A 26413-nucleotide genomic window follows, 5' to 3' on the forward strand; every position below is an offset into this window, starting at 1 on the left:
CGGGCTGTTCTGCTAGAATCGACCTACGGATGTTCACCAGACTTGTCGGCAACATAAACGCGAAGAAGCGGCTCGAGCGGATGTTCGAGGTCGGCCGATTGCCCAACGCGTTGCTCTTCACCGGGCCGGAGGGCGTCGGCAAGCGCGAGTTCGCACTTGAGGTGGCCCGCAAGTTGATCTGCACGGCGGGCGGCTGCGGCAAGTGTCCGGTGTGTAAACGAGCGGGCCGGTTTGTGATACCGGTCGCAACTTACGAAAACCGTGACGACTTTGAGCGCGTTATCTTTAGCGAGCATCTGGACGTTGGGACCGTGGTGCCTTACAAGCGCAATATCCTCGTCGATGCCATCCGCGACCTTGAACGCGAGGCGAACTTCCGGCCCTATGAAGCGGAATCGCGGATCTTCATTATCGACAACGCTGAGAAGATGAATGACCCAGCGGCGAATGCTCTGCTAAAGACGCTGGAAGAGCCGCCGGCTACGTCGCATATCATTCTTGTTACCGCACAGCCGGATCGCTTGCGTCCGACCATTCTCTCGCGGACGCAAGCTGTTCGGTTTGGGCCGGTGGCGACGGCGGAGGTCGAGGAATATCTGGTACGCGAACGGGGATTCTCTACTGAAGATGCGCGGCTTTCCGCGATCGCAGCAAAGGGCAGTCTTGGCACGGCGGCCGTTATGGATACGGCGGCATTTCGGGAGCAGCGTTCGGCGATGCTCGGCGTTCTGCATGATGCGGCGATCGCCAGCGACCTCGCGGCCTTGCTCGCGGCCGGCGAACAAATGAACGACGCGAAGAACAAGGAGAACTTCGAGGCCTCGCTCGATATTCTCGAAACGCTGGCCCGTGATGTGATGGTGCTCGCCGCGGGCGACGGCGAACTCGTAACGAACCGCGACCTCGGAGCCGAGCTCGGCGAGCTTGCCGCAACGGCCGGTGCTTTGCGGGCCGGGAGCTGGATCGTGGCGATCGAAGAAACACGGGCGGCGCTAAATGTGAATCTCAATAAAAAGATCGCGGCCGATGCTCTCTTTGTGAAGTTTGCGGGAGTTTAGCGGGTTCGGATAAACTTCAGGTAACGAATGGAAGCTGCAGATAACATGGCCAATACCGGACTCGCGACGACCAATGAGCGCCTGCTCGCAGGAGGGGGCTTTGGGGCGATGACGCTTGGGGCGGGGCTTATTTGGTACTTTGACCCGACCAGGTCTTCGAGCTTTTTGCCGGCTTGCCCGCTCTATAAAACGACCGGATTTGCCTGCCCGGGCTGCGGGCTGACGCGCGGGTTTCACCGGCTCTTTCACGGAGACGTGATCGGGGCGCTCGACTTCAACGCGATGATCCCGGTTTTTGTCGCGATCTTCGGCTTCTTTTATCTTTCGCTCTTCTTGGTGATGGTCCGCGGGCGTGCCTTCCCGACGTGGTCGCTTTCACTCCCGGCGATCTGGGGTTTGCTTGTGCTCCTGCTGGTGTTCGGTTTCGTCAGGAACCTGCCGTACTATCCGTTCAACATCTTGTTTCCCTAGGCTCTTTTTCTAGGTGATCTGGACCAGCGGTTTGTTTTCTAGCAGAGACTTTGCGGCTGAGCCTTCTTTCCGGAGTATCTCTACCTCTTTTACGAATTCCTCGACGATATCTTCGCCGGCGACGCGCCGCATCGGGACGCCGTCTTTGAAGATCATTCCGACGTTGCGGCCGAAGGTGATGCCGAGCTGCGAGTCGTGGGCCTCGCCGGGGCCATTCACGGCGCAGCCCATGATCGAAAGGTGGAGCGGTTCCTCGACGTGGGCAAGGCGGCGTTCGACCTCGGTGACGATCTCGACAAAGTTGTCGATGTCGAGCCGTCCGCAGGTCGGGCAGGCGACGACCGTGACCCCGCGTTTGCGAAGCTCGAGCGATTTCAGAATTTCCCAACCGACGCGCACTTCCTCGTGCGGCTCGGCCGCGAGCGAGACGCGGATGGTATCGCCGATGCCGTCGTGGAGCAGAAGCCCGAGCCCGATGGCGGATTTGATCGTGCCGCCAAATGGCGTTCCGGCCTCGGTCACGCCGAGGTGAAGCGGGTAATCGACCTTCGCGGCCATCAGCCGATAGGCCTCGACCATGCGGTTAACGTCTGACGCCTTGAGCGAAATGATGATGTTGCCGAAGCCGAGGTCTTCGAGAATGCGAACGTGCCGCATGCCGCTTTCGACCATTGCTTCGGGCGTTGCGGTGCCATATTTTTTGAGCAGGTCTTTCTCGAGTGAGCCGCCATTTACGCCGATGCGGATCGGGACGTTCTGCGCCTCGGCGGCGCGGACGACCTCGCGGACGCGGTCGATATTGCCGATGTTGCCGGGATTGATGCGGAGTTTATCGACGCCGGCCTCGAGCGCCTTGAGGGCGAGTTTGTAGTGGAAATGGATGTCGGCAACGAGCGGGATATCCGTTCGCTTGCGGATCTCTTTGAGCGCGGCTGCCGCGTCGTCATCCGGCACGGCGATGCGGACGATCTCGCATCCGGCCTCGACCATTTGCTCGATCTGCCTTACGGTTCCGTCAACGTCGGTCGTGTCGGTCTTGGTCATTGACTGGACCGTTACCGGAGCACCGCCGCCGATCTGTATATCGCGGATCTTTACCGCTCTAGAGACTCTACTCATATAAGCCGGAACTTCAGCGCTAGAACAATTTTGAAATGTCCATATAGGTCACGAAGACCATCAGGAACAAGATGAACGCGAGCCCCGCAAGCTGGATCTTCTCCTTGATCGCGAGCGAGAGCGTCGCACCAAACCACGACATCACCTTCTCAATGCCGAGGACCATTATCTGGCCGCCATCGAGCAGCGGTATCGGCAGCAGGTTAAAGATACCGAGGCTGAGGCTGATCGCAGCTAAAAGCGAGAAAAGTTTGGCGAGCGTGTCGCCGCCCTCGGTCGCGCTTGCGATGGTGCGGACAATGCCGACCGGGCCGGCGATTCCGGCGTCCTGTACGGATCGCTGGCCCGAGAAAAGCTGGCCAAAGACCTTGCCGGTCATGACGAGCACACGCATGTTCGCCTGATAGGCAAAGGTCGCCGCACCAATAATGCCGGTCGGGACGCGGGTCGTGATCGCCGCGGCTCCAAAGCCGACGCCGATGCGGAAAATGCCGTCGCTATCTTGGCGGGCAGCGATGTCGATCTCTTTCCGTTCGCCGTTTCGCTCGATGGTCAGCTTTGCCGGGGCGTCCTTGTTCTCGCGGATCTGGAGTGTAAGCTCCTGCGAGTTTCGGACCGCTTTGCCGTTAAAGGCCATGACCTTGTCGCCCGGTTCGAGCCCTGCCTGTTGTGCGGGACTGCCCTCGACGATAGACGTTGCCTGTACGGGTTCGACGCCCGCATCCGGGACCATGCCGATATCGCCGATGCGGTTGCCGCCGATGCTTTCAGCCGTCGGTTTGACCGTCAGAGCGAGTTGCTCGCCGCCGCGGTCAACCTTGAGCGGAAGTTCGCGGTCCGGCGAGATGGCGATATTGTCGCGGACCTGTTCCCAGGTCGGGTTCTTGACTGTGTCCACCTCGACGATGCGGTCGCCAGGCTTAATTCCTGCCTGGTCAGCCGCTCCACCAGGAGCGACCATTCCGACGATCGGAGCGGGCATCGACGGGATACCGTAGATCATTGCAGCTCCGAAGGGGATCGAAAGTGCGAGCAGAATATTCATGAACGGGCCGCCGAGCATGACGAGAAATTTCTGCCAGCGGGGACGAAGCTCATAAAGCTCTTCATCCGGGACCTTTTCGCCCTCGGATTCGCCGCCCTCAAGCGAGGCCGTTGCCTCATCGCCGTAAAGCTTAACGTAGGCACCGAGCGGGATCGCTGAAATGCGGTAGTCCGTATGGCCGCGTTTGAAGCCCCAGATCCGCGGGCCCAAGCCGAAGAACGAGTAAGCCTCGACACGCATGCCGAACATCTTCGCCACGATAAAATGGCCGAATTCGTGAATATTAATTGCGACGCCGAGAACGAAAACGACGGCTAGAACTGGTAATAAATACTCCCACATATAAATACGGTGCGCTTCCGGGAACGCATTTCAATTAGAGCTTATCAAACACGGACACGTTGCAGATATTCGGTACATCACGGCAATAGGTCCGCGACCTCTATCTAAGCTAAACCGCCGAGGCGGAATGCTGAAGTTTCATTATAGCGCGCGAGCGGGCCCATGCATCGGCCGAAAGCACCGCTTCGAGGCTGTCAGCCGGGACCGGTTCGTGATCGCCCATTACCGCTTCATTCAACGTCGCAATTTCGGCGAGCCCGATGCGGCCATCGAGGAATGCCCGGACGGCGACCTCATTTGCCGCATTGAGCACGGCCGGCATCGTCCCGCCCGTCCGCAATGCCCGATACGCGAGCCCGAGACACGGGAAGCGTTCGGTGTCGGGCTCCTCAAAGGTCAGCCCGCTGACCGCGGCGAGGTCGAGCGGTTCGAGGCAATTCTCAGTCCGGTCCGGATAGGTCAGCGCATACTGGATCGGGTGTTTCATATCGGTCACGCCGAGTTGGGCGATGACTGAGCCATCGACCATCTCAACCATCGAATGAACGACCGATTGCGGATGGACGATGACCGATATCTGGTCGGCATCGAATCCAAAAAGCCATCTTGCCTCGATGACCTCGAGGCCCTTATTCATCAGCGTCGCCGAATCGATGGTGATCTTTTCGCCCATCGACCAGTTCGGGTGGTTGAGTGCTTCTTCGCGGGTCGCCGAGGCGATCTCTTCTTTGGTCTTCGTCCGAAAAGGCCCGCCCGATGCGGTCAAAATTAGCCGCCGCACCTCTGAGTTTTTCTCGCCGCGGAGGCATTGGTGTATCGCGTTGTGTTCGCTATCGACCGGCAATATCTCTGCCCCGCTAGCTGCGGCCGCGGCAGTCATCAGTTCGCCGGCCATCACGAGTGTTTCTTTATTGGCGAGAGCGATCCGCTTTCCGGCCTCGATGGCGCGAAGCGTCGGCACAAAGCCGACCGCACCGACCGTTGCGGAAACGACCGTCTCTGCATCGGGGTGTGTCGCGACCGCTATCAGGCCATTTTCATTGAGCTCGATCTGCGGAATTGATGCACCGCGTTTGGCAAGCTCGCGCTCAAGAGCTTCGGCGCAAGCTTCATCTTCGCAAGACACCAAATCGGGTTTAAACTTTGCGATCTGGTCTGCGAAGACGGTCATATTGCGTCCCGCCGCCATTGCGACAACACGAAGATCGCCAAGATGCTCAACGACGCGAAGCGTATTTTGGCCAATAGAACCGGTGGAACCGAGAATTGAGATGCCTTTCATCATCGACGGGAAAGCTAAAGATTAACACACGGCCGCCCGATTCGGCACGGTTTTTGCGGTTTTCATAGTGCCAACTGCATGCCCGTGTACAGTATTCGTACACTTCCTTTCGTTCGTTTCACTTCACCGAAGCGCGACGAGGCTCGCCCCGATCGGGCACGGCAGATCTTACTTAAAAAAGGAGAAATGCTATGAAAAAGACAATAATCTTTACACTGATGTTTGGAATGGCTATGGTCGTTCTTCCGCCGATAAACGTAAGCGCGGCCGGTTCAACTTCGGTAGCCGCAGAGCAACTTTGGGAGGGCCAGCAGCGCCGCGGGCGGTATGACCGGCGCAACGACCGCCGTTATGATCGCAGGTACGACCGAAGGGACCGTCGGAACGGGCGGTACGACAGGCGGAGTGACCGGCGTTACGATCGACGCTACGACCGCAGGTACGACCGTCGCGGTAATCGCGGCCGGGTCTATTCGTACACGACGACCCGCTACGTCCGCCGCTGGTTCAGGACATATCGAGAGACGATCCGCGTTACACATTTGCCGAACGGACGAACCAAGACGCAGGTCATTCGCCGCGTTCGGGTTCGCTAAAGGTGGCGGCTCTCCCCGCCTTTATTTTGAATATTCCCTCTTCGCGAATTCATTCGTCGCTTCAAGCCTGTCGGTTTGCTCATCTCCGGCGGCCTGTCGTTCGGAAAGAAACCGATTGAACTCGGCCGAGCGGTTCCGTGGGACGCTTAGCGTTTTCCACTCGCTCGCCCGCAGGTGCTTTGCCAAAAAGACGATCTGGCCGATGTGATATGGGTAATGCGTGAGTTGGCGGTTTATCGCTTCAACTACAGTGTGCGGTTCGCCGCGGATGGTGATGGTCTTTTCGAAGTCGTCGGCCGTAAGCGACTCAAGCGTTTCGAAAAGCGTTTGCCAGCCCGATTCCCAATAAGCCATCAGCGATTCGCGCGTATCCTCGATCAACTCGAACTCCGTGTCGCGATGGCGGTCGGGCTTTTCGCCATCGGAGGTGAGAAAGTCACGCCAGCGGGAACGCTGATTGCCGGCGATATGCTTGACGATTAGAGCAAGCGAATTTGACTCTTCATCGATCTGGAGAAAGAACTCGTCGTCGCTCACCTGCTCCAGCGCCCGCTCGGCCAGCCGCTTGTAGCTGCGAAAGGAGCGTATCGCGTCGTCCTTGTAATTGCTCAAAATGTTCATTGCGTCCTATCGATCTCACCGGAATCAAGATGCCGTTTTGCTATCTCAAGTGCACCGAATATGTCCGGAGCAAAATTCTTTTTATCAACCATTTCGACAAAGCCGCTCTTGCGCATTACTCGATAAACCCCACGCGACACCGCCGAAAATACAATGACACATCCGCTCCCGTGCGCTTCCTTTACCAGTTCTTCAAGAATGTGGATCCCGCTCGCGTCGATAGATGGAACTTCCCGCAATCGGAGGATTATCACCTTCGGCTTGGTCGTGACAATGCGTATCGATTCCTTGAATTGACTTACGGCTCCGAAAAACAACGAACCGTAAACCTCAAAGACCTCGACGCCTTTCGGGATGTCGATCTTCGACATGTCCCGGGACTTGAACTCCTCGTCCTCTTCCAGGGTATCCGTGATGACATCAACGTGGGCCTCTTTTGACATTTTCTGGAGGAAGAGAAACGCCGCAAGCAAAATGCCGACCTGAATTGCCACGGTAAGTTCGATAAAAACCGTCAGGAAAAATGTTGCCAATAGAACCGCAATGTCGCCACGCGGGCTCTTAAGCAGGTGCTTGAACTCGCGCCACTCGCTCATGTTGTAGGCAACGACGATCAGAACCGCGGCAAGAGTCGCCATTGGTATCATCGCTGCCCATTTACCGATGAACAGGAGGACGAGCAGTAGGAAAACAGCATGAATTATAGCCGCGAACGGGGTCTTGCCGCCGCTTTTGATATTGGTGGCCGTGCGAGCTATCGCACCGGTCGCCGGAATTCCGCCGAAGATCGCCGAGGCGATGTTGCCGGCCCCCTGGCCGACGAGTTCCATATTTGAGCGGTGCCGTGTTCCGGTCATGCCGTCTGCGACAACCGACGATAACAGCGACTCGAGCGCCGCAAGTATTGCAATGGTGAGGGCCGGCGTGAACAGTTCCTGGAATACCGCCCAGGTCACGGTCGGCAGTTGCGGTGAGGGAAGCCCGGTCGGCATGCCGCCAAACCGCGATTCGATGGTCGCAACCGGTATCTGAAAATATTGAACCGCGAAAGTCACGGCAAGGATAGCGATCAGTTGTCCGGGGACGCGGTGCGTTACTTTTGGCCAGATGATGATGATAAAGAGAGAAGCGGCACCGACGGCGAGGGTGTAGGGATCGACATTGCCGATATGGCGGAAGTATTCGATCCACTTTTCGATGAAGTCCGCGGGAACTCTTTCGATGTTCAGTCCAAGCAGGTCATTGATCTGTGATGAGGAGATTATTACCGCGATCCCGGATGTAAAACCGACAATTACCGGATACGGTACGAACTTGAGCAACGCTCCCATGCGAGCAAGACCCATTATTATGAGCATTACGCCTGCGATCAGCGTTGCGACCACCAGGCCGTCGTAGCCGTATTTCTGGACGATGCCGTAAACAATGACGACGAACGCACCGGTGGGGCCGCTTATCTGTGTACGCGAGCCGCCGAGTATGGCGATGACGAACCCGGCAACGATCGCAGTGTAAAGCCCTTGCTCCGGCTTTACACCCGAAGCGATGGCAAGAGCAATGGCCAGTGGAAGTGCGACTACACCGACCGTCAAACCGCCCATCAGATCGCCCTGAAACTGCTTGAACGTATATCCTTCTTTCAGGACCGACAGCAGTTTTGGTTCGAATTGCTGAGACATCTGCTTACCTATTGTCGAGTGAATTCGGCAATGGACTTTCGGCGGACACGAGAATCATGCACACAATTTATACGAGATCTTCATTGCAGCCTGCGTTTGAAACCGGCAAGCATCTTCTGAACCTCCATCACCTCAGAGCTTATGGACTGGTAACTCGCCGGCTCAATAAGTTCTAAGTCGTGGGCCATAAGAGCGTAATACTCCAAACGCTTTGCCAGCGATAAGGCAAAATTTACCGACGCTGCGAACTCGGCGTCGTTAGCCTTGGCGGCACCCTCGGCAATGTAGGCAGGAATATCGACCGCCGTCTTTCGCAGCGAATGACGCAATCCAAAAGTCTCTTCCCGCGGAAAATCGGCCGTCAACTTGTAGGTGAGAAGCGCCAGGTCATGTGCCCGCTGCCATACCTTTAAGTTTCTGAAATCCTGCATAAGTTTTCGTCAAGCTATTAGCTTTTAGCCGTAAGCCGTTAGCCTCTTAAAATTTCTTGCTAAAAGCTTACAGCTTATGGCTAACAGCTTGAACTGACCTCCCCCCTATTCTTGTTACCGATCTAAACTAGAGGATTTCGGGTTTCCTGGTAGTTTTGAACTGCCTCGTTCGGGGTCAGGCCGCACAGTGCGGAGTGCGGCCTGAATCCGTTGTAATCATCCTTGAATGCCCGGATCTTCTCGACCGCATCTTCGATCGACAGGAACCAGTTGACGTTCAGGCATTCGTCGCGAAAGCTGCCGTTGAAGGACTCGATGAAGGCGTTATCCGTGGGCTTTCCCGGCCGTGAGAAGTCCAGCGTGACATCGTTCTCGTATGCCCAGTGGTCAAGCACCTTCGAGATGAACTCGCTGCCGTTATCGACCTGTATTCGCTTTGGCACAAGCCCTCTCGTCTGTTTGATGCGCTCCATCACATTGACAACATCGGGGCCTTTCAAGGACTGGCCGACCTCGATCTCCAGACATTCGCGACTATAATTATCGACTAAAGTTAAGACCCGAAAACGGCTCCCGTCGAACAGCTGGTCGGCGACGAAGTCCATGCTCCAGCACTCATGCGGACCGGTAAGAACTGGCCGCTCCATTCTATGGGCCGCCGCCTTTCGCCTTCTCGGCCTCTTCCGTCTCAGGTTCAAGCCCTCTTCCTTGTATATGCGGTACGTACGCTTGTGGTTGTCCCGCCAGCCTTCACGTCTGAGAACCGTGTGGATCCGCCAGAAACCGTATCTTACCCGCGTTTCCGCGATCTCCCTGATCCGCCGCCTCACTGCCCGGTCATCTCTCGGCCGCTCGATATACCGGAACACCTTCCGCGAGATCGCCACCACCGAACACGCCCGGCGTTCCGAGACCCGGTAAGAATCCAGCAACCACCTTACTAACTGCTTTTTCTGCTTTGCACTCAGACACTTTTTTTTAACACGTCCTGCAGCATCTGCTTGTCCAAGCTCAGATCCGCCACCACCCGCTTCAACTGCAGATTCTCTTCCTCGAGCTGCCTCAACCGCCTCAACTCCGCCGTTCCAAGTCCATCGTACTTCTTCTTCCAGTTGTAGAAAGTCGCCTCGCTCACACCCATCTTCCGGCACACCTCCGCGACTGGAACTCCGGTCTCCGCCTGCTTCAACGCAAACACGATCTGCTGCTCCGTAAACTTCGATCTCTTCATGGTAATTATGTCTCCTCATATTGTCATAATTACCCGGCTTCCTCTATTTTAGTTTGGTATCTTTTTTCGGGGGGAGGTCAGAACTAACTGATCCCGATCGACAGGCTCCTGTTCGCCGGTTTTCATATTCTTGAGCGTGACCTTGCCTTCGGCGATCTCGCTTTCGCCGAGGACGGCGACGTAGGGAACCTTGATCTGGTCGGCGTATTTCATTTGCTTGCCAAATTTATCGGGCTCGGGATAGACGGTAGCGCGAAGGCCGGCGGAACGGAGTTCGGCGGCGAGCTTTAGCGATTCGGCGACCGTCTCTTCGCTCCAGATGGTGACCATTACGTCGGCGGGGGTCGAATCGGCGATCTCCGGCGGAAACATTCCGCGCTCTTCCATTACGACAAGAATGCGTTCAAGCCCGAGCGAAAATCCGCACGCCGGTATCTGCTCTTTGCCAAACATCCCGATCAGCCCGTCATATCGCCCACCGCCGCCGAGCGAACCGGCGAGGTCGGGAACATTAATTTCGAAGATCGCTCCGGTGTAATAAGAAAGCCCGCGGGCGAGCGATGGATCGAGTTGGACCGGGCAATCGCCCGCAAACGTTAGAACGTGGCCGATATCGGTCAGCACCTCGTTGCTTACGATGTTCACCAAATTGCTGACGATCGTTCGGTTGATCTCCTTTCCGTCGTCAACTATCTTCTGCGTCTGTTCAAAAATGTCGAGCAGCATTGTAGCTGCCGCGTCGCTAATGCCGCGGTCGGCCAGCTCTTTTGCGACGCCTTCGGCGCCGATCTTGTCGATCTTGTCGATCGCAACGAGCGCATCGCTATGCTTTTCGGTAGGAACGCCCGCGGTATCGAGTATGTCCGCCAGCACCTCGCGGTGGTTCAAACGTATGGTAAAATCCGCAAACCCAAGCCGGCGAAGTATCTCAGTAACCGCCATTATCAACTCCGCCTCGACCGTCATCGACGACGAGCCGATGGCGTCAACGTCGCATTGATAAAATTCGCGAAAGCGGCCGCGGGCGGGGCGGTCGGCACGCCAAACGGGCTGTATCTGGTAACGCTTGAAGAACTTCGGCAGGTCGTTCCGGTGATGCGCGACAACGCGGGCGAGCGGGACGGTCAGGTCGTAACGCAAGGCCAAATCAGAGAGTTGCGAAGTTTCGAGGTTGCGATGTTGCGAAAGTTCGTCAGCTTCGGAACTTCGCAACTTCGCAACCTCGGCCAACTTTTCCCCGCGTTTCAGGATCTTGAAGATAAGCTGATTGCCTTCCTCGCCATATTTGCCCATCAGGGTCTCGAGGTTCTCGACCGCGGGTGTTTCGAGCGGCTCGAAGCCGTAGCTCTCGTAAACCTCTTTGATGATGCCGATAACGTATTCACGCTTGCGGACATCGGCGGGGAGAAAATCGCGCATGCCGCGCGCCGGGTTGGTTTTGGACATAAACGATAGTTTACCGCAGAGACGCACGGTAAGGATAACAACGGATATACGCAGATTTCCGCGGATTCCAGAAAATATTCTGGCAATCCGTGTTGATTCGCGTTAATCCGTTGTTCGCTAATAGTGCTTCTTGAGTTCGACGTAGTTTTGCCAGAAGCGGGGGAGGTCGGCGAGCTCGGCCTTGGTCAGCGGGCGTTTTACTCTTGCGGGCGAGCCCATGACGAGCGAGCCGGGCGGTATCTCGGTTCCGGGCGTCAGCAGCGAGCCGGCGGCGACCAGCGAATTTGCCCCGACGCGGACGCCATCGAGCAAGATCGCCCCGATGCCGATCAGGCAGCCCGTTTCGACATAGCAGCCGTGAAGCGTTACGCGATGGCCGACCGTAACCTCGTGTTCGAGAATGGTCGAGTGCGTCTTTGAGCTGACGTGGATAACGGTCGCGTCCTGGATGTTCGTCCGGGCGCCGATGCGGATAAAATTCACATCGCCGCGGACGATGGACCCGAACCAAATGCTAGCATCCTCGCCGACCTCAACATCGCCGATAACGATGGCATCATCGGCAATGAACGCAGTTTCGTGGATTCTTGGCTCGACGCCGTTAAACGTTTTGATCGACATGACGAACCTAGCTTAGTCGAGATTGCGCCCGATCACCATTGACGCATTGATTTCCACGATCTCGAACGTTAAGAAGAGCTTTTCAACAATGTCGATGTTCGATTCGAACATATGCATGAGCGAGTCGTTGTTCAAATTGCCTGCCGAAACAAAAAGCAGCTTGCGGGGTGAATGCGTCAGTAACTTGAGGCTTAGGAAATCTGAGTCCTTTGTGACAACAATTCGACCGTCGGAATCAGCAATTCTCGCGACCGAGTCGTCCGCTGTCCGGTTTCGCTCAGGCAGATCAAGCGTATGGATCGAATCATGTCCGATAGAGCAAAACCAGTTGCTTAAACGACGCGGCAATTGAGCGTCAACGATCAGTTTCATCACGCCGCAATAGCTTCAGTTATGCTCCCTAATTTCGAAAGCCTTGTCGCGAAATACAAAGCGGCATATATGTCCTCTTTCTCGAGATCCTCATAGTCCGCCAAGATCTCTTCAGTGGTCATACCTGACGCCAATAGTTCCAAGATCAACTCGACCGGATAACGCATATTTCGGATGGTTGGCTTGCCGAAACAAATATCCGGATTCATCGTTATTCGCTTTAGTAGGTCCTCGGATTCCATAGCAATAACTTACCACAAATGCGCGCGTGCGGTTTCACTATTTTCCCAGCTTTCGCCGCAGCATTGAAACCACCTGCTCGACCTCGCCGATCCGGAGAAGCTTGGCCGCGACGAGGAAGGTAACGCCGCCGAGGCCGATCGGGACAAAGGCTTCGAGGAGCCGCGAGATGAAGGTCTCCGCTGCGAAAAGACCGGAGATGTATTGATAGCTCAAGTAGCAGACGACGGACATTGCCGCTGATGCGATTGCGATCTTGACGAGTGCGGCAATGATGTCGCGGCCGTTGAGGCGGCCGATCTTGCGGCGCATTAGCATCGTAAGCGCTATGAAATTTACGAGCGCCACGGTCGAGGTGGCAAGGGCGACGCCGACGTGGCCAAAGCCGTTCGGCCGCTCGGGCGAGACGCCGACGGTCGAGAGCAACTGCATCAGGCCGAAGCTCGACGGCACATGGACAATGATCGACGCGAGCGAGATGTACATTGGCGTCTTTGCGTCGTCGAGAGCGTAAAACGCGGGCGAGAGAACCTTGATCGCTGCGTAGCCCGCGAGCCCGATCGAATATGCTGCCAACGCCCATCCGGTCATGTTCGTGTCGAAAGCATCGAACTCGCCTCGTTGGTATATCAGGCTGATGATCGGGTCGGCGAGTACCACGAGCCCGCATGCCGATGGAATGGCGAGCAGAAATACCAGCTTGATCGCGTCGGAAAGCGTTGAGCGAAACTTCGTGAAGTTCTCTTCCGACGCTAGCCGCGACAACGTCGGGATAGCTGCTGTTCCGATCGCGACGCCGAAAACGCCGATCGGGAACTGCATCAGCCGAAACGCGTATGAGAGCCAGGAGGCTCCGCCGTCGATGCCCGATGCGACTACCGTATCGACCAACACCTTTACCTGTATCGCACCGGTACCGATGATGGCCGGGCCCATCAGACGCATCACGCGGCGGACGCCTTCGTCGCGGAAGTTTAGGTTCAGCGAGAATCGGAATCCGACCTTCCAGAGCGATGGCAGCTGTATCAGGAACTGGGCCGCGCCGCCGACGATGGTACCGATCGCCATGCCGATGATCGCCCATTGAGCCGCATCGGCGGGAATCGTAAGCTTGTCGGTCGAGCGATCCCACGAACCGCCGCTGAGCCAGAATGCAAACGCGAGTCCGAAGATGATCGACGCGATGTTGAACGCGGTCGACGCCGATGCGGGTATCCCGAATTTTCCCTTCGTGTTCAGTACGCCCATCGCCAATGCCGCCAACGCGACGAGCAGGATGAACGGGAACATTATCTGCATCAGCGTGGTGGCGAGTGCAGCTTTCTCGGCGGGGTAATAGTGATTCGGGTCGCCGAGGTAGTTGTAGGTGATCAGCTTGACGAATAGCGGCGAGAGAAGGATGCCGATGATCGTGATGACACCGAGCACGACGGCGAGGCAGTTGAAGACGAGGCTCGCGAGCCGCCATGCTTCCTTCTCGCTGTTCTTCAACTGATAGTCGGTGAAGACCTTAACGAAAGCTGCCGAGAGGGCTCCTTCGGCGAAGAGGTCGCGGAGAAGGTTCGGGATCCGAAAGCCAACGATGAAGGTGTCGTAGAGAAATCCGGCGCCGAAATATTTGGCAAAGACCGTCTCGCGGACAAGCCCGAGGACGCGGGAGAACATCACCGCGATCGAAACAATTCCGGCCGAGCGGGCAACGCTTCGCTGCTTCTCGGGCGGGACGTCGGCGGCCTCTTCGGCGGTCGAGGGATCGGCCAGTTGCTCCGGTGATTCGCTTTCGACTGGTTCTTGATCGGTCTGGGCCATGGGTCGGCTGCTTCCAAAGCAAGAAGTTTGCATCAACGGCGGCCGTCATTCAACCGCAAAACTAAAAAGAGGAAGCCGGCGTGGCTTCCTCTCGAGTTAATAGCTGATGTGTTGGCCCTTAGTTGCCAGCGACGCGAGGCCGCGAATCCGGGTAAGCGAAAGCGGTCTTCGTCAAAAGCGAATCGACTGCCTTGCCTGTGTAACCGATCGGAGCTGCTCCGCCGAACTGGCCCTGGATCAGCGAAACGTAATAATTCTGGAACGAGCGAAATCGCGGAACGCTGCCGCGTTGATTGAAGATAACAAAGAGCAGGCGGCCATTTCGCGTATTAATCTCGCCGGCAAGTGCACTGACTCCGCCATCGGTCCGGCCAAGTGTGCCTGTTTTGCCGACCACGCTGCCGCGTGAAAAATCGGTCGCAAATCTGCCTGCGAGCGTGCCGTTGTCCATTCCGGCGACCGGCATCACATCGTCAAGCGACATATCCCATTCGCCAAGCTTTGCTCGAAGCGTACGGAGAAGCCGCATCATCGCCGTTGCGGTAACGCGGTTAATGCCGAGCCCGCTTGCCGTCTGGATGTAAAATTCCTGTGGGGCTGAACCCGTATCTTCCTGAACCACGCGTGCAATGCCGAAAGGCCCACCGACCATATCGCCGAGCTTTTCGGACAGAAAATTGTTCGAGTAGCTCATCATCACTTTGACGATGTCCTTGAGCGGAGCCGATTGGTGCGAGAAAAGAAGATTGGCGTCAGCCGGCCGTGTCTGAATTTGAACCGAGCCTGTGAATGAGATGCTCGGAATTTCGTTGAGTTGCTGATACTTGCCCGAATTTATGCGGAAGCTGCCCCATGCCCGGGATGCCGCCGCCGGACGCTTTGTAGCATCCAATGTGTTAAGGACCGTTTGGCCCGAACGTGCTGTGAGGTTGCCGTAATTGAAGACCATCGTATCGGCAAGGATCAGGTCGCCCTCGACGCTTCGAATGCCAATGCGGTTGAGCTCGTTTGCGAGATTGATCGCGTCCTCGTAAGAAAAGACGGGGTCGCTGCCCGTGATGTAAAGATTTCCGCGGATGGTTGCGGTCGATTGGTCGTAACTGCCGTCGGTCCAAACGTTGGTTGAAAAGCGGTAATTGGGCCCGAACCTTTTCAGGACGGCGTAGGTCGTTGCGATCTTGACGTTCGAGGCTGGATTGAGCGGGGTCTCGGTGCCGGAGGCAATAACAACATCACCGCGAAGATTCTGGACCAAAACACCCGAGAGGCCCGGAATTTCCGTTTCTGCAAGAACCGGGATCGAAGTTTTTACGCCCGCGATCGGCGAGTTGACGCCGACAACAACATCGTCGGCACGCGAAGAACTGACTGTCCTCCTGATCAGTGGAGTAGGAGTCGGGGCAGGCTCACGCTGCACCTCGATGTCCTGCAAGAGCGGCCGGGCGACCGTTTGTGCGGCAATACCTTCGCCGAGGGCGAAAAATGCTACTGCGAGCAGGATGCTCTTGAAAAATCTGTTGGTCATTAAGTCTTAACTAAAGGGTGTTTATGAGGACGGCCCGAAATCCGTATCTCGCGGGCATTTCCCAGTATAACAATCGAACCTCGCAGATTCAACCCCATTTTTCCTCACTCCCAACGGCACCCGCCGTCCGATCATTTAGATACCTTCCGTGCCGTATTCGATGTATTAAATCACAAACACCCGTAATGGCAACCATCGCAGAAACTAATAACGCCTGATCACTTGGTTTTGTTCCACGATCCCGATGTTAAATCTACCGGCTCTTGGCGGGCAGAAAGGAAAAATCGTTGACACGGATGTAACACAGGCATAGAATTTTGTTTTGCCAACATTGTGAAAAAACAGGCCGGCCCCGTCACGCATGATCTGATAAAGAGGACGCACCGCGAACGGAATGCCGCGATCCGAGAGCGTCTTCGCGAATTTGAAGAGATATTTGAACAAGGAACCGACGAGCGGGTATGGGAGGAGATGGTCTTTTGCTTCTTTACCGGCGGCTGCTCGGCAAAGATGGGGCTCCGCTCGGTCGAGGCTGTTAGGCACCTGCTGATGCACGGAAGCCAACCCGAACTTGCTGCGGCGCTGGTCGGGAGCCATCGCTACCCGAACGCGAGGTCGAAATATATAACCTTTACCCGCGGCAACCTTTTCGGGAATGGACGCATCTCGCTGAAAAGCAGGCTCGTTTCATTCACCGACCCTTTAGAAAGACGCGATTGGCTCGTCAAGGATCCGGGTATTAAGGGCCTCGGCTATAAGGAAGCCAGCCATTTTCTTCGCAATATTGGCTTTAAGGGCTACGCGATCCTTGATAAGCACGTTTTGAACTGCCTTGCCGAACTTGGCGTAATTGGCGACCCAAGGCCGCCCTCGACAAGGGCCCGATATCTGGAGGCAGAGTCGCGGCTAAAAGCATTTTCCTTTGAGCTAGGGATCGACGCGGACGAGATGGACCTCGTGCTTTGGTCCATTAAAACCGGAGAGATCCTAAAGTAACAATATGTAAGCAAACCGAACACGATCGGAAATGAGGTATAGCAATATGTCACTGAGCGTCTTTTCTTACTCGCCGACCCACCCGGCCCGATCACGATACAGGTTTGTTCTCCTTGCTGCAGTAGCGTTCACGCTCTTCTCTTCGGTCCCGGCCTATAGCTCCGCAGACCAGAAAGACCCGAAAAAGATGGTCCGCGAGGCCGATAAGCTGTTGCGGCGCGGAAAGGCGGTCGAGGCCGAGGATCTCTACAGGCAGGCACTCACCATCGCCCCTGATTACACAGACGCGAAGCTAAAAATCGCTCATTTGATGATCAAGCAGCGAAGGCTGGCCGAGGCTTATGAACTGAGCGTCGGTGTTGCCCAGGCCGATCGCAAAAATGCGCGGGCCTTCGCATTGGTCGGGACGACCCTTCTATCGCTCGGTCAGTTTGTTGAGGCAAAGGCGGTTCTTATTGAGGCGCTCATGTTGGACAAGGGCGAGGCTCTTGTCTGGTATTCGCTCGGACTTCTTGAATACTACGAAAACCGGGTCGAGGAAAGCCTCGCGAATTTGCGCGAATCGGTTTTCCACGATCCGCGGAATACGGATGCTATCTTTTCGCTCGCCCAGGTTGCGGCCCGTTCGGAGAAATACAAAGAGGCTGCGGATGCTTATCGACGGTTCCTCGAGATCTCTCAAGACCAAAACGACGAACGCCGCGACCGCATCCGAGGACTTATAAATTTTCTTACATTTTTAGGCTCGAGGACCGCAATTTACACGACCTCCGGGCCCGATACTTCGACCATCAACTTAACGCTGATCGGAAACCGGCCCGTGCTTGAGGTTCATGTAAACGATGGCAAAGAGCCGCTTCAGTTCGTGCTTGATACCGGCTCTGGAATAACCGTTATTTCAGACGAAACGGCCGAACGTCTCAACATAAAGCCCGTCGCTCGCGGCGGAGAAGCAAAGGGCCTCGGCGGCGACGGCAAGTTCGAGATAGTTTACGGTTTTCTCAGGAGCGTAGAGATCGGCGAGATGCGGATCCGCAATGTGCCCGTCTATATCCGCAAGTTTCACAACCCCTCGCTTCGCTTCGACGGCTACATCGGGCTCTCGGTCATTTCAAAATTTCTCACCACGGTAGATTACGGCGACGAAAAGTTCACGCTTACGCGGAAAGACTCAGAACTTGCAAAGGCCATTTCGCTTGATAATGCGGTGCCGCTGCGGCTTACCTCGAGCGGGTTCCTGAGCGGCGAGGTGCAGCTCGAAGGCGTTGAATCTCCGCTTAACTTCATCGTTGATACAGGGGCCGAGCGTTTCAGTGATCTCAGATGAGATCGCTTTAGTTTCGACGGTAAGCCCGGGCCTGCGCGAGCAGCGAATGCGAGTCATCGGTTCGGCCGGGATCACCGAAGATGTGCCGTCATACGATCTGCCTCGGCTAAGCTTCGCCGACCACACGCGGTCGGACGTTATGGCGATCGCTCTCGACCTTGGTATCATCAATGAAGCGTCGGGATTTACACAATCGGGCATTCTCGGTGGTAACTTTCTCAGGAATTTCCGCATGACCTTTGATTTTAAGAACTCAAGGGTCGCCTTTGCCCCGGTCAAGGAGCCGCAATAGTCCCGCTCGCCCTTATTAATGAAGTTGGGCATTTATCTTGAAACCTCCGTTATCGGGGCATACCTCGATAACGAGGATGTTTTGCGGCGCGACCTTACCATCCGCTGGATGGAGCACGAGCTGCTCGAATACGAGGCCTTTACCTCGATCCTTGTTCAGCGCGAGCTTGAACGGCTCGATGAGCCGCACCGCTCTAGCTATCTAAACCTGATAAAGTTCATGCCGAGGCTTGAGCTGACCGATGAGGCGGCGATACTTGCCGATGGCTATGTCTCACGCGGGATCTTTCACCGCCGATTTATGGCGGACGCTCTGCACGTTGCGCTTGCTTCGTTTCACAAAGTGGATTATCTGGTGACGTGGAACTTCGGGCATATCGCCAACGTCAGGAAGCAGGCGAGGATCAAGATGTTCAACGCGGCGGCCGGGTTCTTTTCTCCGACGATCGTCACGCCGGAATTTCTTGTTCACGGCTGACCCGCGGCGGCCTCATCAGCAAACCAAAGAAGCTCCCCGGCCGGCGAGATCAGCGACGCCGGCAACCGTTCGTCACCTTCCCGAACTCTCCGAAGCACATTTCGTTTATCTTCTCCTGTTACAAGAAAAGCAACCGCTACCGCGGCATTGAGCACGGGCACGGTTAGCGTCAGTCGAAAGGCATCAAGCTGCGGGACGAAAACTGCCGAGACAAGCTCATAAGTTTCAAAAAGGACATCCGTTCCGGGAAAGAGCGAAGCCGTATGGCCATCTGTCCCGAGGCCGAGAAAGACGAGGTCAAAGACGGGGATGCCGTTTGCTGTGCTGAAATGCTCTCGGATCGCAGCAGCATAGCCGGAAGCTGCTACGTGCGGTTCAAGCTCAGTCCGGTAGCGGAAAATATTTGCTTCGGGTACGCTTGCCGGCTGGAGAAGCAGATCGTTCGCCATTCGGAAATTGCTTTCGTCCGAGTTTGGCGGAACCATTCGCTCGTCGCCTAAGAAGAAGTAAATGTTCTCGAGCTCGATCGGGCTCTTCGCTTGAGTGAGTTTAACGGCGAGCTTTTTGAACATAAGCTTTGGCGTCGAGCCGCCGGAGAGGACGACATTGAAGCGGCCGCGTTCGGCGATCGCCTTTCGGCCACAGTCAATAAAAAACTCGGCCGCCTTTTCGGCTACCGAGTCCGGGTCTTTGCAGATAACAAGTTCACCGCGGGCCATTGTTTACTCCGCACCGCTCACGATATTGCCGATGCGTGAAAGTGCCTCGCCGATCTCGCCCGATATGTGGAGGCGGATCGCCCTCCGGCCTCGCTCGGAAAGCACTTCGAGGTCGCCGCGTGACTGCGCCGCTTTGACCACGCCGAAAGAATATTTCTGCCCGGGAACCGGAACGTCTTCAGCATCGTCGCAGGTCAACTGGAGAAACACGCCGTTGTTCGCTCCGCCCTTGTAGGCTTGCCCGGTCGAGTGGAGAAAGCGCGGCCCGAAGCCTATGCACGTTGCATTGCCGTTACGCCTCAAAACGGCTTCTCGGATCTGCTGAAGCGCCGCTTCGTTCGCCGCGTTCATATTTATATACGCGAGCATCGCGAAATAATCGCCGGCTGAAATGCGGCCGAGGTGCCTCCGGAGAGCCTGGCTCAAGGTCTGGCCGTCATCAATGCCGAGGGTCGCGGCGTTCGCGTCGTCGCAGAAAAGCGAGATGTTTCCATCAATGAAGCGAGGTGTTTCCGCGGGCAAAGACCCGGTCTCTTCAAACTCATCGGTCAGCTTTCGGGTTTCGATCTTGCTCGCCTCAACGTCCGGTTGGTCGAAGGGGTTGATCCCGAGTATCGCCCCAGCGGCGGCGGTCGCGATCTCCCAGCGGAAAAATTCTTGCCCGAGGTCCATCCGTTCGCGAAGCGTAATTCGGATGACCGGGTGGCCGGCAGATTCGATGGCGGCGACCGCATCGGCAAACGCGCTTTCGCCATCGGTCGCTATGTGGACGAAGATCCGATCGGTGCCGTAATTTTCCGGGGCGATCAGAGGCTCGCGGTCGACCGGGATGATCGCCTTACCATGCTTGCCGGTGCTTTCGGCGACGAGCTGTTCCATCCACGCCCCGAGGTCGAAGATGCTTTTCTCGGTAATTATGGTCAGCTTGTCGTGGCCCATCTTCCACGCGGTCCCGAGAGCGACGCCAAGCCGAACGCCCGGATTCTGCGTTGCGGGCAGGCGGCACCCCTTTGCCATCGCACGCGACCGTAAAAGGAAGTCCGTGACGTCAACGCCCATCGCGGCGAGCGGCAGCATTCCAAAATCAGAAAGCGCCGAAAAGCGGCCGCCGATGTTGGGCTCGCCGAAGAACGTCTTCCAAAAGCCATGTTCTTTGGCAACGCTTTCCATCTTCGAGCCCGGATCGGTGATGGCGATAAAATGCGAGCCGGCAGCGTCGCCGAGTTCCTGTCGGGCACGGTCGAAGAAATAGGCGAAGAAGACGTTAGGCTCGAGCGTTGAACCGGATTTGCTCGAAACAAAGAAAAGTGTTTTTGAGATGTCGAGCCGCCGGTCGAGGGCAAGGACCTGCTCTGGATCGGTCGAGTCGAGAATAGAAAGACGTGGGAAACCCGCACGCCGGCCGAATGTGAAACTGAGCACCTCAGGACAAAGCGACGAACCTCCCATTCCGAGAAGGACAATGTCGTCGAATTCTCGGGCCTTTACTTCGGCGGCAAATCGCGGAAAGCGGGCGGGGTCAGAAAGCTGGCGGTCCATTACGTCGAGCCAGCCGAGCCATTTGGCTTCGTCGGCTCCGGTCCAGAGGCTCGCGTCCCGGTTCCATAGCAGTTCGGTATTGCCGACCCCGTCCCAGGCGGCGAGCTCAGCGTCGATCGCCTGCGAGAGTTCCGGCGGGAACGTCAGGCGCATTGGCCCAACGCTCATTGGTTCACCTCGTTCATCGCTTCGCCGACGGCGGTGATCATTTTGTCGAAAGGCTCGACAAAAAGTCTGACCGCTTCGGCAAGGAGCTGGTCGGTCGCGGCATCGAGCGAGATGCCGGCGGCAGCGAGATCGGCGAGTGTTTCGCGGGCTTCATCTACGCCTTCGGTGAGCGTCTGTTTGACGGTGCCGTGGTCGCGGAAGGCGTCCCAGGTCGCCGGCGGGATCGTGTTAACGGTGTCCGGGCCGATGAGTTCATCGATGTAAAGCACATCGCTGTATTCCTTGTTCTTGGTACCGGTCGAGGCCCAGAGAACTTGCTGCGGCATCGCTCCTTTTGCGGCGAGAGCTTCCCATTCTTCGCCTGAGAAGATCTCAAGATAAGCCTGATAGGCGAGCTTGGCGTTGGCCACCGCGACCTTGCCGCGAAGGCTTTCGAGCCTTGCCTTATCGTCACCTTCGGCTGTGGCGAGCCGCTCTTCGATCTGCTTATCGACGAGCGAATCGATCCGCGAAACGAAGAAGCTTGCGACCGAAGCGACGCGGCCGATGTCTTCGCCGGCATCGCTCCTGCGTTTCAAACCGGCGACGTACGCATTGGCAACATCGCGATAGGCGGCCTGCGCGAAGAGAAGCGTGACGTTGATGTTGATGCCGTCGGCGATCAGTTGATCGATGGCGGGAATGCCCTCGGGCGTTGCCGGAACTTTCACCATCAGGTTCGGCCGATCGACCATTTGCCAGAGCCTGCGGGCCTCGGCGATCGTCTTTTCTGTATCAAACGCAAGATGCGGCGAAACCTCAAGCGAGACGAACCCGTCGCCGCCATCGGTTGCATCATAAACTCCGCGGAGAATGTCGGCCGCATCCTGAACGTCGCGGACGGCGAGCTTTTCGTAAAGATCGACGGCATCCCTTGAACCAGGGGTATTCTCGCGGATGAAGTCGTCGTATGCGGTTCCCGAGGAAACAGCCTTTTCGAATATCGCGGGGTTTGAGGTGACGCCTTTCAGCCCGTCTGCCTCGACGAGGCGGGCAAGTTCGCCGCTTTCGATGATGTCGCGGCTGATGAAATCGAACCACGGCGATTGGCCAAACTCGGCAAGCCGAACGAGCGGATTAGAGTTCATTTGCGTTTGAGGGTTCATAGTCGATGATCGCTCCGAATAAAGAAAATTATCGCATGCCGGGCGATGAACGCCCTCGGGCCGGCCCGGCTCTTTTTGATATGAGATAAGGATACAATAAAAAAGGCGAGCGGTTTAGGCCGCTCGCAAAAGGAGGTGCTATGAACGCACTTTCTACCGGAGTATTCGATCAAACAGGACTGCGGTTCCGAAATGCATCGGAAAGGACCCGGGCGGTGTCGAGATTTTCGGCCTCAGACAGGTCCGAGACAACAAACACGGCACCGACCGGAGCAATGAAGCTCGCGACCTGCATTCCTTTTTCTCGCTCGGAAACGATGTGGCCACCCGCACTGCCGAGCCCGCTGACCTTGCCTTCGCGGTCGAAAAAGACCGAAAGGACGTGGCCGCTCCGGCGAACGATGACGTGCGAGAACCGCTTACCCTCGAACAAACAATCGTGCGAATGAAGTATTTCGACGTCGCTGGCAAAGTTTGCTCGGATCGGTTCGGCGACTGCCTTGGCGGTCTGCCCGGCCGTTTCCTCTATTGGTAACTCCTTCGAATCCCAAAGTGCCATCTTCTTAAGTGCACAATGATCGTGACTTCCAACGGCCTTTGCCGATGTCTCAGCGAGGAATGTCGTCAGCGAAGGATCGGCGGCGAGCGGACTCGATTCGAGCAGCCGCAGGCCGACAATTCCCCCAAACACTGTCACCAATACTAAAGCGAATGCAGGGACAAGCATCTTCGCCGAGGTGAATACGGACGTCCAGCCGCGGCCCTTGAACGCCTCCTCGCGGAGCTGGGCATTCATTCGCGTTTCAAAGGCCGGTTGGATCGCGAACTCCGGCGAAGCGGCGACGGCATCGCGCATTCGCGAGCGAAGAACTCGGCGGGCGGCGAAGTCCTCGCGGCACTTCGGGCACGATTCCATATGGCGATAGACCTGGAGGTTCGTTTCGACGAGCAGTTCGTCGCTGAGATAAGCCTCCGAAAGTTCTCTGAATTCACTGCACTGCATAACTTTCACAATGATCGCTTCTGATCAACCCTCGGCCGCCTGAAGCCCGCCCACAAAGCCATATTCGCGAGCTTGGCCCGCAAGGGATTGCCGCAGGATACGGCGTCCGCGGTAGAGCCGCGACATCACCGTTCCCATCGGGATTTCCAAAATAGAAGCGATCTCCTTATAAGAAAATTCTTCGACGTCCGAGAGCACGACAACACTTCTGAAACTGTCCGGCACCGCTTTCAATGCTGAGATGATCGTCTCATCGGTCAGGCTTTCGGGAACCGAAGGCTCGAACGGGACGGTCTCGGCGAGCCTTTCTTCAGGATCATCGACAAGCTTCATCTTGGTCAGCTTGGCGATCCTCTTGTAATTGAGGTTGTACATTATCGTCACCAGCCAAGCCCGGCAATTTGTCCCCATCTCATAGCGATGGAAGGACTTAAGTGCCTGAAACATCGTTTCCTGAACAAGGTCTTCGGCCTCGACGCGGTTCTTGGTCAGCCAGACCGCAACCCGGTAAAGATCAGGCATGTGGGGCATCGCCTCTTCGGCAAATGCCTCCCACTTTTCCTCGTTGTTTTCACGAAACCAACCCATAAAGCCGAAATCCGATCGCGCATGGCCATTGGAACTTCCGGCCCGCACAATTCAAGAATACTCCCGCAAGGCGAAAATATTCCTTCGGCGCCGGAAATTTATTGAAGCACGGGGCCGTTTATATTATGTTTATGTTACATTGCCGATGCCGCCCGGACGGCCTTGGGCCCATTACCCGCACCGCAGCGGAGAGACCTCATTTACAGGCAGGAAAAAACTCACGTGAAGCCAACAGACATTGCCGACCCCGAATACTTCCACAAGGTTGTAGATTGCCAGCACGCTTGCCCGGCCCATACGCCGGTGCCGGAATACATTCGCCTGATCGCCGAGGGCCGATACACCGAGGCCTATATGATCAACTGGGATTCGAACGTCTTCCCCGGCGTGCTTGGCCGCACCTGCGACCGGCCGTGCGAACCGGCCTGCCGCCGCGGGCGTGTGGAGGAAGAACCGGTGGCGATCTGCCGGCTCAAGCGGGTTGCGGCCGACAACCGCGACGACGTTATCCCATATATGCCACAAGGCCCGTTTCCGGCGAATGGCAAAAAGATCGCATTGATCGGTGCCGGCCCGGCGAGCCTGACGGTCGCCCGCGACCTTGCCCCGCTCGGCTATGAGCTACATCTTTACGACGAGCAGATAAAGGCCGGCGGCTTTATGCGGTCGCAGATACCTGCTTTTCGGCTGCCGGAATCGGTGCTTGATGAAGAGGTGGATTACATTCTCCGGCTCGGCATTCACACGCACTTCAAACACTACGTTTCCTCGATGAAGGAAATGCTTGAGAAGGACTACGACGCGATCTTCGTCGGGACGGGAGCACCGCGCGGCCGCGAGCTGAACATTCCCGGCCGTCAGGAAGGTGCGGCGAACATCCATATCGGCATTAACTGGCTCTCGAGCGTCGCATTTGAACATACGGAAAAGATCGGCAAGACCGTGATCGTGCTCGGCGGCGGAAACACCGCGATGGACTGCTGCAGGACGGCACGTCGATTGGGCGGCGAGGATGTGAAGGTCATCGTCCGCTCGCCCTTTGAGACGATGAAGGCCAGCCCCTGGGAAAAAGAGGACGCGATGCACGAGGACATCCCGATCATCGACAACCACGTGCCGAAGAGCTTCGTCGTTGCGACCGACGAAGAGTGGTCAGGGGTCGGTGGTCAGTGGTCAGCCGGGAATCCAGCTCCGGAGGGCTACGGAACTGGCGCCGCGAAACAAGGCTCCCCTCCTTACGAAGGAGGGGTGGACGCCGCTTCGGCGGACGGGGTGGTTCTCTCGGCAAACACCACGCTGCATAAGAGACTCCGCGGGATTCTCTTTGAAAAAGTCGAGGCGGTTTACGACGAGAGCGGGAAGCGGAGCCTTGTGCCGACCGGCGAGCCCGAGGTCTTCTATCCGGCGGACGACGTGCTGGTCGCGATCGGGCAGGAGAACGCGTTCCCGTGGATCGAGCGAGACCTAGGGATCGAGTTCGACAAATGGGACGTTCCGGTGCTTGATAAAGTGACGTTCCGCTCGACCAACCCGAAGGTCTTCTTCGGCGGCGATGCGGCCTTTGGCCCGGAGAATGTGATAACCGCGGTCGCCCACGGGCACCAGGCCGCGGTCTCGATCGACCTTTTCTGCCGCGGCGAGGACCTGATGAAGAGGCTGCCGCCGACGGTCAACCTCCAGAGCCAGAAGATGGGTATTCACGAATGGGCTTACGACAGCGCCATCGACCACGACAGGCGCTACGCCGTGCCGCAGGCGGAAAAGGCCATCACGCTCCGCAACCGGCGGCAGGAGGTCGAGCTCGGCTTTGACCGGTTGACCGGTTACAAAGAGGCCGAGCGGTGCCTTAACTGCGATGTGCAGACGGTGTTTTTCGCGCCGAAGTGCATCGAGTGCGACGCCTGCGTCGATATCTGCCCGACGAGCTGCATTACGTTTACGACCGATGGCGAGGAAGACGAACTGCGTCCGCGGCTAAAGGTTCCTGCGCTGAATCTTACTCAAGACATCTACGTCGCCGATGGCCTCAAGACCGGCCGCATCATGGCCAAGGACGAAGACGTCTGTCTCCACTGCGGACTCTGCGCCGAACGCTGCCCGACCGCCGCCTGGGACATGCAAAAATTCTGGTACAACGTAACCAAAGCCGGCGAGGTAAAATACGGCCCAAAAGGAGCAGGCTCTTTCGTCCAGATAACACGGAACGGGAACGGCAGCTCACAACCGCATACGTGAAATCTCTTCTCGTTCGTTGCGGTATAGTTAGCGAGG

The 26413-nt window shown here is 56.8% G+C and carries 24 protein-coding genes and 1 pseudogene; 8 read left to right on the forward strand and 17 right to left on the reverse strand.

Annotated elements, in window-relative coordinates; translation table 11 throughout:
* Positions 1 to 29 precede the first annotated feature (29 nt).
* Together IPM21_06700 and IPM21_06705 are read left to right on the forward strand one after the other, a co-directional pair.
* On the forward strand, positions 30 to 1058 hold the full coding sequence (locus IPM21_06700) for a DNA polymerase III subunit delta' (protein MBK9163597.1): 1029 nt from the start codon (positions 30 to 32) through the stop codon (positions 1056 to 1058).
* A gap of 27 nt (positions 1059 to 1085) precedes the next feature.
* Positions 1086 to 1529 (forward strand): DUF2752 domain-containing protein, encoded by a 444-nt coding sequence (locus tag IPM21_06705; protein MBK9163598.1) that lies wholly within the window; start codon positions 1086 to 1088, stop codon positions 1527 to 1529.
* 9 nt (positions 1530 to 1538) lie between these two features.
* Here IPM21_06705 and ispG read toward each other — a convergent pair whose 3' ends face one another.
* The 3 genes from ispG to IPM21_06720 all read right to left on the reverse strand — a co-directional run bounded on the left by ispG (position 1539) and on the right by IPM21_06720 (position 5320).
* Positions 1539 to 2648 (reverse strand): flavodoxin-dependent (E)-4-hydroxy-3-methylbut-2-enyl-diphosphate synthase, encoded by a 1110-nt coding sequence (ispG, locus tag IPM21_06710; GenBank protein ID MBK9163599.1) that lies wholly within the window; start codon positions 2646 to 2648, stop codon positions 1539 to 1541.
* 19 nt (positions 2649 to 2667) lie between these two features.
* Positions 2668 to 4035 carry an RIP metalloprotease RseP gene (gene rseP / locus IPM21_06715; protein ID MBK9163600.1) on the reverse strand — a complete coding sequence of 456 codons (1368 nt, stop codon included), beginning with the start codon at positions 4033 to 4035 and terminating at the stop codon, positions 2668 to 2670.
* Positions 4036 to 4144: 109 nt separating this feature from the next.
* The gene (locus IPM21_06720) at positions 4145 to 5320 is read right to left on the reverse strand and encodes a 1-deoxy-D-xylulose-5-phosphate reductoisomerase (GenBank protein MBK9163601.1); all 1176 of its coding nucleotides are present in this window, start codon (positions 5318 to 5320) and stop codon (positions 4145 to 4147) included.
* Between the two features lie 188 nt (positions 5321 to 5508).
* Between IPM21_06720 and IPM21_06725 the strand changes: the two genes are divergently transcribed.
* The gene (locus IPM21_06725) at positions 5509 to 5913 is read left to right on the forward strand and encodes a hypothetical protein (GenBank protein MBK9163602.1); all 405 of its coding nucleotides are present in this window, start codon (positions 5509 to 5511) and stop codon (positions 5911 to 5913) included.
* 21 nt (positions 5914 to 5934) lie between these two features.
* Here the strand turns inward: IPM21_06725 and IPM21_06730 are convergent, their stop codons facing one another.
* The 10 genes from IPM21_06730 to IPM21_06775 all read right to left on the reverse strand — a co-directional run bounded on the left by IPM21_06730 (position 5935) and on the right by IPM21_06775 (position 15888).
* Positions 5935 to 6534 carry a DUF1572 family protein gene (locus tag IPM21_06730; GenBank protein ID MBK9163603.1) on the reverse strand — a complete coding sequence of 200 codons (600 nt, stop codon included), beginning with the start codon at positions 6532 to 6534 and terminating at the stop codon, positions 5935 to 5937.
* On the reverse strand, positions 6531 to 8213 hold the full coding sequence (gene sulP / locus IPM21_06735) for a sulfate permease (GenBank protein MBK9163604.1): 1683 nt from the start codon (positions 8211 to 8213) through the stop codon (positions 6531 to 6533). The genes IPM21_06730 and sulP overlap by 4 nt, the downstream gene beginning before the upstream one ends.
* Before the next feature lie 80 nt (positions 8214 to 8293).
* Positions 8294 to 8644: a four helix bundle protein gene (locus tag IPM21_06740; GenBank protein ID MBK9163605.1), complete on the reverse strand. Its 351-nt coding sequence runs from the start codon at positions 8642 to 8644 to the stop codon at positions 8294 to 8296.
* 122 nt (positions 8645 to 8766) lie between these two features.
* Positions 8767 to 9875 (reverse strand): IS3 family transposase gene (locus IPM21_06745; GenBank protein ID MBK9163606.1). Its coding sequence is split into 2 segments (ribosomal slippage): positions 8767 to 9626 and positions 9626 to 9875, totalling 1110 coding nucleotides; the frame shifts between segments, so codons are not numbered across the junction.
* A gap of 48 nt (positions 9876 to 9923) precedes the next feature.
* A complete protein-coding gene (hisS, locus tag IPM21_06750; GenBank protein ID MBK9163607.1) occupies positions 9924 to 11321 on the reverse strand; it encodes a histidine--tRNA ligase in 1398 nt (465 codons plus the stop codon).
* A gap of 117 nt (positions 11322 to 11438) precedes the next feature.
* The gene (locus IPM21_06755) at positions 11439 to 11942 is read right to left on the reverse strand and encodes a gamma carbonic anhydrase family protein (protein MBK9163608.1); all 504 of its coding nucleotides are present in this window, start codon (positions 11940 to 11942) and stop codon (positions 11439 to 11441) included.
* Positions 11943 to 11954: 12 nt separating this feature from the next.
* Entirely contained in the window at positions 11955 to 12314 is a 360-nt protein-coding gene (locus IPM21_06760; protein MBK9163609.1) for a DUF5615 family PIN-like protein, read from the reverse strand.
* Entirely contained in the window at positions 12314 to 12556 is a 243-nt protein-coding gene (locus IPM21_06765; GenBank protein ID MBK9163610.1) for a DUF433 domain-containing protein, read from the reverse strand. Before IPM21_06765 ends, IPM21_06760 begins: the two co-directional genes overlap by 1 nt.
* 37 nt (positions 12557 to 12593) lie before the next feature.
* Positions 12594 to 14363, reverse strand: coding sequence for a murein biosynthesis integral membrane protein MurJ (murJ, locus tag IPM21_06770; protein MBK9163611.1), 1770 nt, complete (start codon positions 14361 to 14363; stop codon positions 12594 to 12596).
* Between the two features lie 118 nt (positions 14364 to 14481).
* Positions 14482 to 15888, reverse strand: coding sequence for a D-alanyl-D-alanine carboxypeptidase (locus tag IPM21_06775; protein ID MBK9163612.1), 1407 nt, complete (start codon positions 15886 to 15888; stop codon positions 14482 to 14484).
* A 333-nt stretch (positions 15889 to 16221) separates the two neighbouring features.
* Here IPM21_06775 and IPM21_06780 point away from each other — a divergent pair, with 333 nt between their 5' ends.
* From IPM21_06780 to IPM21_06795, 4 genes are read left to right on the forward strand one after another with little or no spacing between them, the layout of a single operon-like run.
* Positions 16222 to 16884 (forward strand): N-glycosylase, encoded by a 663-nt coding sequence (locus IPM21_06780; protein MBK9163613.1) that lies wholly within the window; start codon positions 16222 to 16224, stop codon positions 16882 to 16884.
* 46 nt (positions 16885 to 16930) lie between these two features.
* Positions 16931 to 18211, forward strand: a complete 1281-nt coding sequence (locus IPM21_06785; protein ID MBK9163614.1) for an aspartyl protease family protein — start codon at positions 16931 to 16933, stop codon at positions 18209 to 18211.
* On the forward strand, positions 18198 to 18503 hold the full coding sequence (locus IPM21_06790; GenBank protein MBK9163615.1) for a hypothetical protein: 306 nt from the start codon (positions 18198 to 18200) through the stop codon (positions 18501 to 18503). Before IPM21_06785 ends, IPM21_06790 begins: the two co-directional genes overlap by 14 nt.
* Before the next feature lie 18 nt (positions 18504 to 18521).
* On the forward strand, positions 18522 to 18980 hold the full coding sequence (locus tag IPM21_06795) for a hypothetical protein (protein ID MBK9163616.1): 459 nt from the start codon (positions 18522 to 18524) through the stop codon (positions 18978 to 18980).
* On the opposite strand, the gene pgl is transcribed toward IPM21_06795, so the two are convergent.
* The 4 genes and pseudogenes from pgl to IPM21_06815 form a co-directional block, all read right to left on the reverse strand.
* Positions 18971 to 19699, reverse strand: a complete 729-nt coding sequence (gene pgl, locus IPM21_06800; protein ID MBK9163617.1) for a 6-phosphogluconolactonase — start codon at positions 19697 to 19699, stop codon at positions 18971 to 18973. The two genes, IPM21_06795 and pgl, sit on opposite strands and share 10 nt — an antisense overlap.
* 3 nt (positions 19700 to 19702) lie before the next feature.
* Positions 19703 to 22533, reverse strand: a pseudogene (locus IPM21_06805) (bifunctional transaldolase/phosoglucose isomerase).
* 187 nt (positions 22534 to 22720) lie between these two features.
* The gene (locus IPM21_06810; GenBank protein ID MBK9163618.1) at positions 22721 to 23554 is read right to left on the reverse strand and encodes a zf-HC2 domain-containing protein; all 834 of its coding nucleotides are present in this window, start codon (positions 23552 to 23554) and stop codon (positions 22721 to 22723) included.
* A 24-nt stretch (positions 23555 to 23578) separates the two neighbouring features.
* On the reverse strand, positions 23579 to 24142 hold the full coding sequence (locus IPM21_06815; GenBank protein MBK9163619.1) for a sigma-70 family RNA polymerase sigma factor: 564 nt from the start codon (positions 24140 to 24142) through the stop codon (positions 23579 to 23581).
* Positions 24143 to 25189: 1047 nt separating this feature from the next.
* Here IPM21_06815 and IPM21_06820 point away from each other — a divergent pair.
* Complete coding sequence (locus IPM21_06820; GenBank protein MBK9163620.1) at positions 25190 to 26377, forward strand: 4Fe-4S dicluster domain-containing protein; 1188 nt, start codon at positions 25190 to 25192, stop codon at positions 26375 to 26377.
* Positions 26378 to 26413: the final 36 nt, after the last annotated feature.

Source organism: Acidobacteriota bacterium (assembly GCA_016716435.1).
GTDB lineage: Bacteria > Acidobacteriota > Blastocatellia > Pyrinomonadales > Pyrinomonadaceae > OLB17.

Coding starts and splice junctions, on each gene's coding strand:
- hisS (MBK9163607.1), bottom strand. CDS start 11,321: ATGTCCAAAACCAACCCGGCGCGCGGCATGCGCGATTTTCTCCCCGCC.
- IPM21_06795 (MBK9163616.1), top strand. CDS start 18,522: ATGAAGTTGGGCATTTATCTTGAAACCTCCGTTATCGGGGCATACCTC.
- IPM21_06755 (MBK9163608.1), bottom strand. CDS start 11,942: ATGTCGATCAAAACGTTTAACGGCGTCGAGCCAAGAATCCACGAAACT.
- IPM21_06730 (MBK9163603.1), bottom strand. CDS start 6,534: ATGAACATTTTGAGCAATTACAAGGACGACGCGATACGCTCCTTTCGC.
- rseP (MBK9163600.1), bottom strand. CDS start 4,035: ATGTGGGAGTATTTATTACCAGTTCTAGCCGTCGTTTTCGTTCTCGGC.
- IPM21_06700 (MBK9163597.1), top strand. CDS start 30: ATGTTCACCAGACTTGTCGGCAACATAAACGCGAAGAAGCGGCTCGAG.
- IPM21_06815 (MBK9163619.1), bottom strand. CDS start 24,142: ATGGGTTGGTTTCGTGAAAACAACGAGGAAAAGTGGGAGGCATTTGCC.
- IPM21_06775 (MBK9163612.1), bottom strand. CDS start 15,888: ATGACCAACAGATTTTTCAAGAGCATCCTGCTCGCAGTAGCATTTTTC.
- IPM21_06720 (MBK9163601.1), bottom strand. CDS start 5,320: ATGATGAAAGGCATCTCAATTCTCGGTTCCACCGGTTCTATTGGCCAA.
- ispG (MBK9163599.1), bottom strand. CDS start 2,648: ATGAGTAGAGTCTCTAGAGCGGTAAAGATCCGCGATATACAGATCGGC.
- IPM21_06810 (MBK9163618.1), bottom strand. CDS start 23,554: ATGCAGTGCAGTGAATTCAGAGAACTTTCGGAGGCTTATCTCAGCGAC.
- IPM21_06725 (MBK9163602.1), top strand. CDS start 5,509: ATGAAAAAGACAATAATCTTTACACTGATGTTTGGAATGGCTATGGTC.
- IPM21_06740 (MBK9163605.1), bottom strand. CDS start 8,644: ATGCAGGATTTCAGAAACTTAAAGGTATGGCAGCGGGCACATGACCTG.
- pgl (MBK9163617.1), bottom strand. CDS start 19,699: ATGGCCCGCGGTGAACTTGTTATCTGCAAAGACCCGGACTCGGTAGCC.
- sulP (MBK9163604.1), bottom strand. CDS start 8,213: ATGTCTCAGCAATTCGAACCAAAACTGCTGTCGGTCCTGAAAGAAGGA.
- IPM21_06785 (MBK9163614.1), top strand. CDS start 16,931: ATGTCACTGAGCGTCTTTTCTTACTCGCCGACCCACCCGGCCCGATCA.
- IPM21_06760 (MBK9163609.1), bottom strand. CDS start 12,314: ATGAAACTGATCGTTGACGCTCAATTGCCGCGTCGTTTAAGCAACTGG.
- IPM21_06820 (MBK9163620.1), top strand. CDS start 25,190: ATGAAGGCCAGCCCCTGGGAAAAAGAGGACGCGATGCACGAGGACATC.
- IPM21_06765 (MBK9163610.1), bottom strand. CDS start 12,556: ATGGAATCCGAGGACCTACTAAAGCGAATAACGATGAATCCGGATATT.
- IPM21_06705 (MBK9163598.1), top strand. CDS start 1,086: ATGGAAGCTGCAGATAACATGGCCAATACCGGACTCGCGACGACCAAT.
- murJ (MBK9163611.1), bottom strand. CDS start 14,363: ATGGCCCAGACCGATCAAGAACCAGTCGAAAGCGAATCACCGGAGCAA.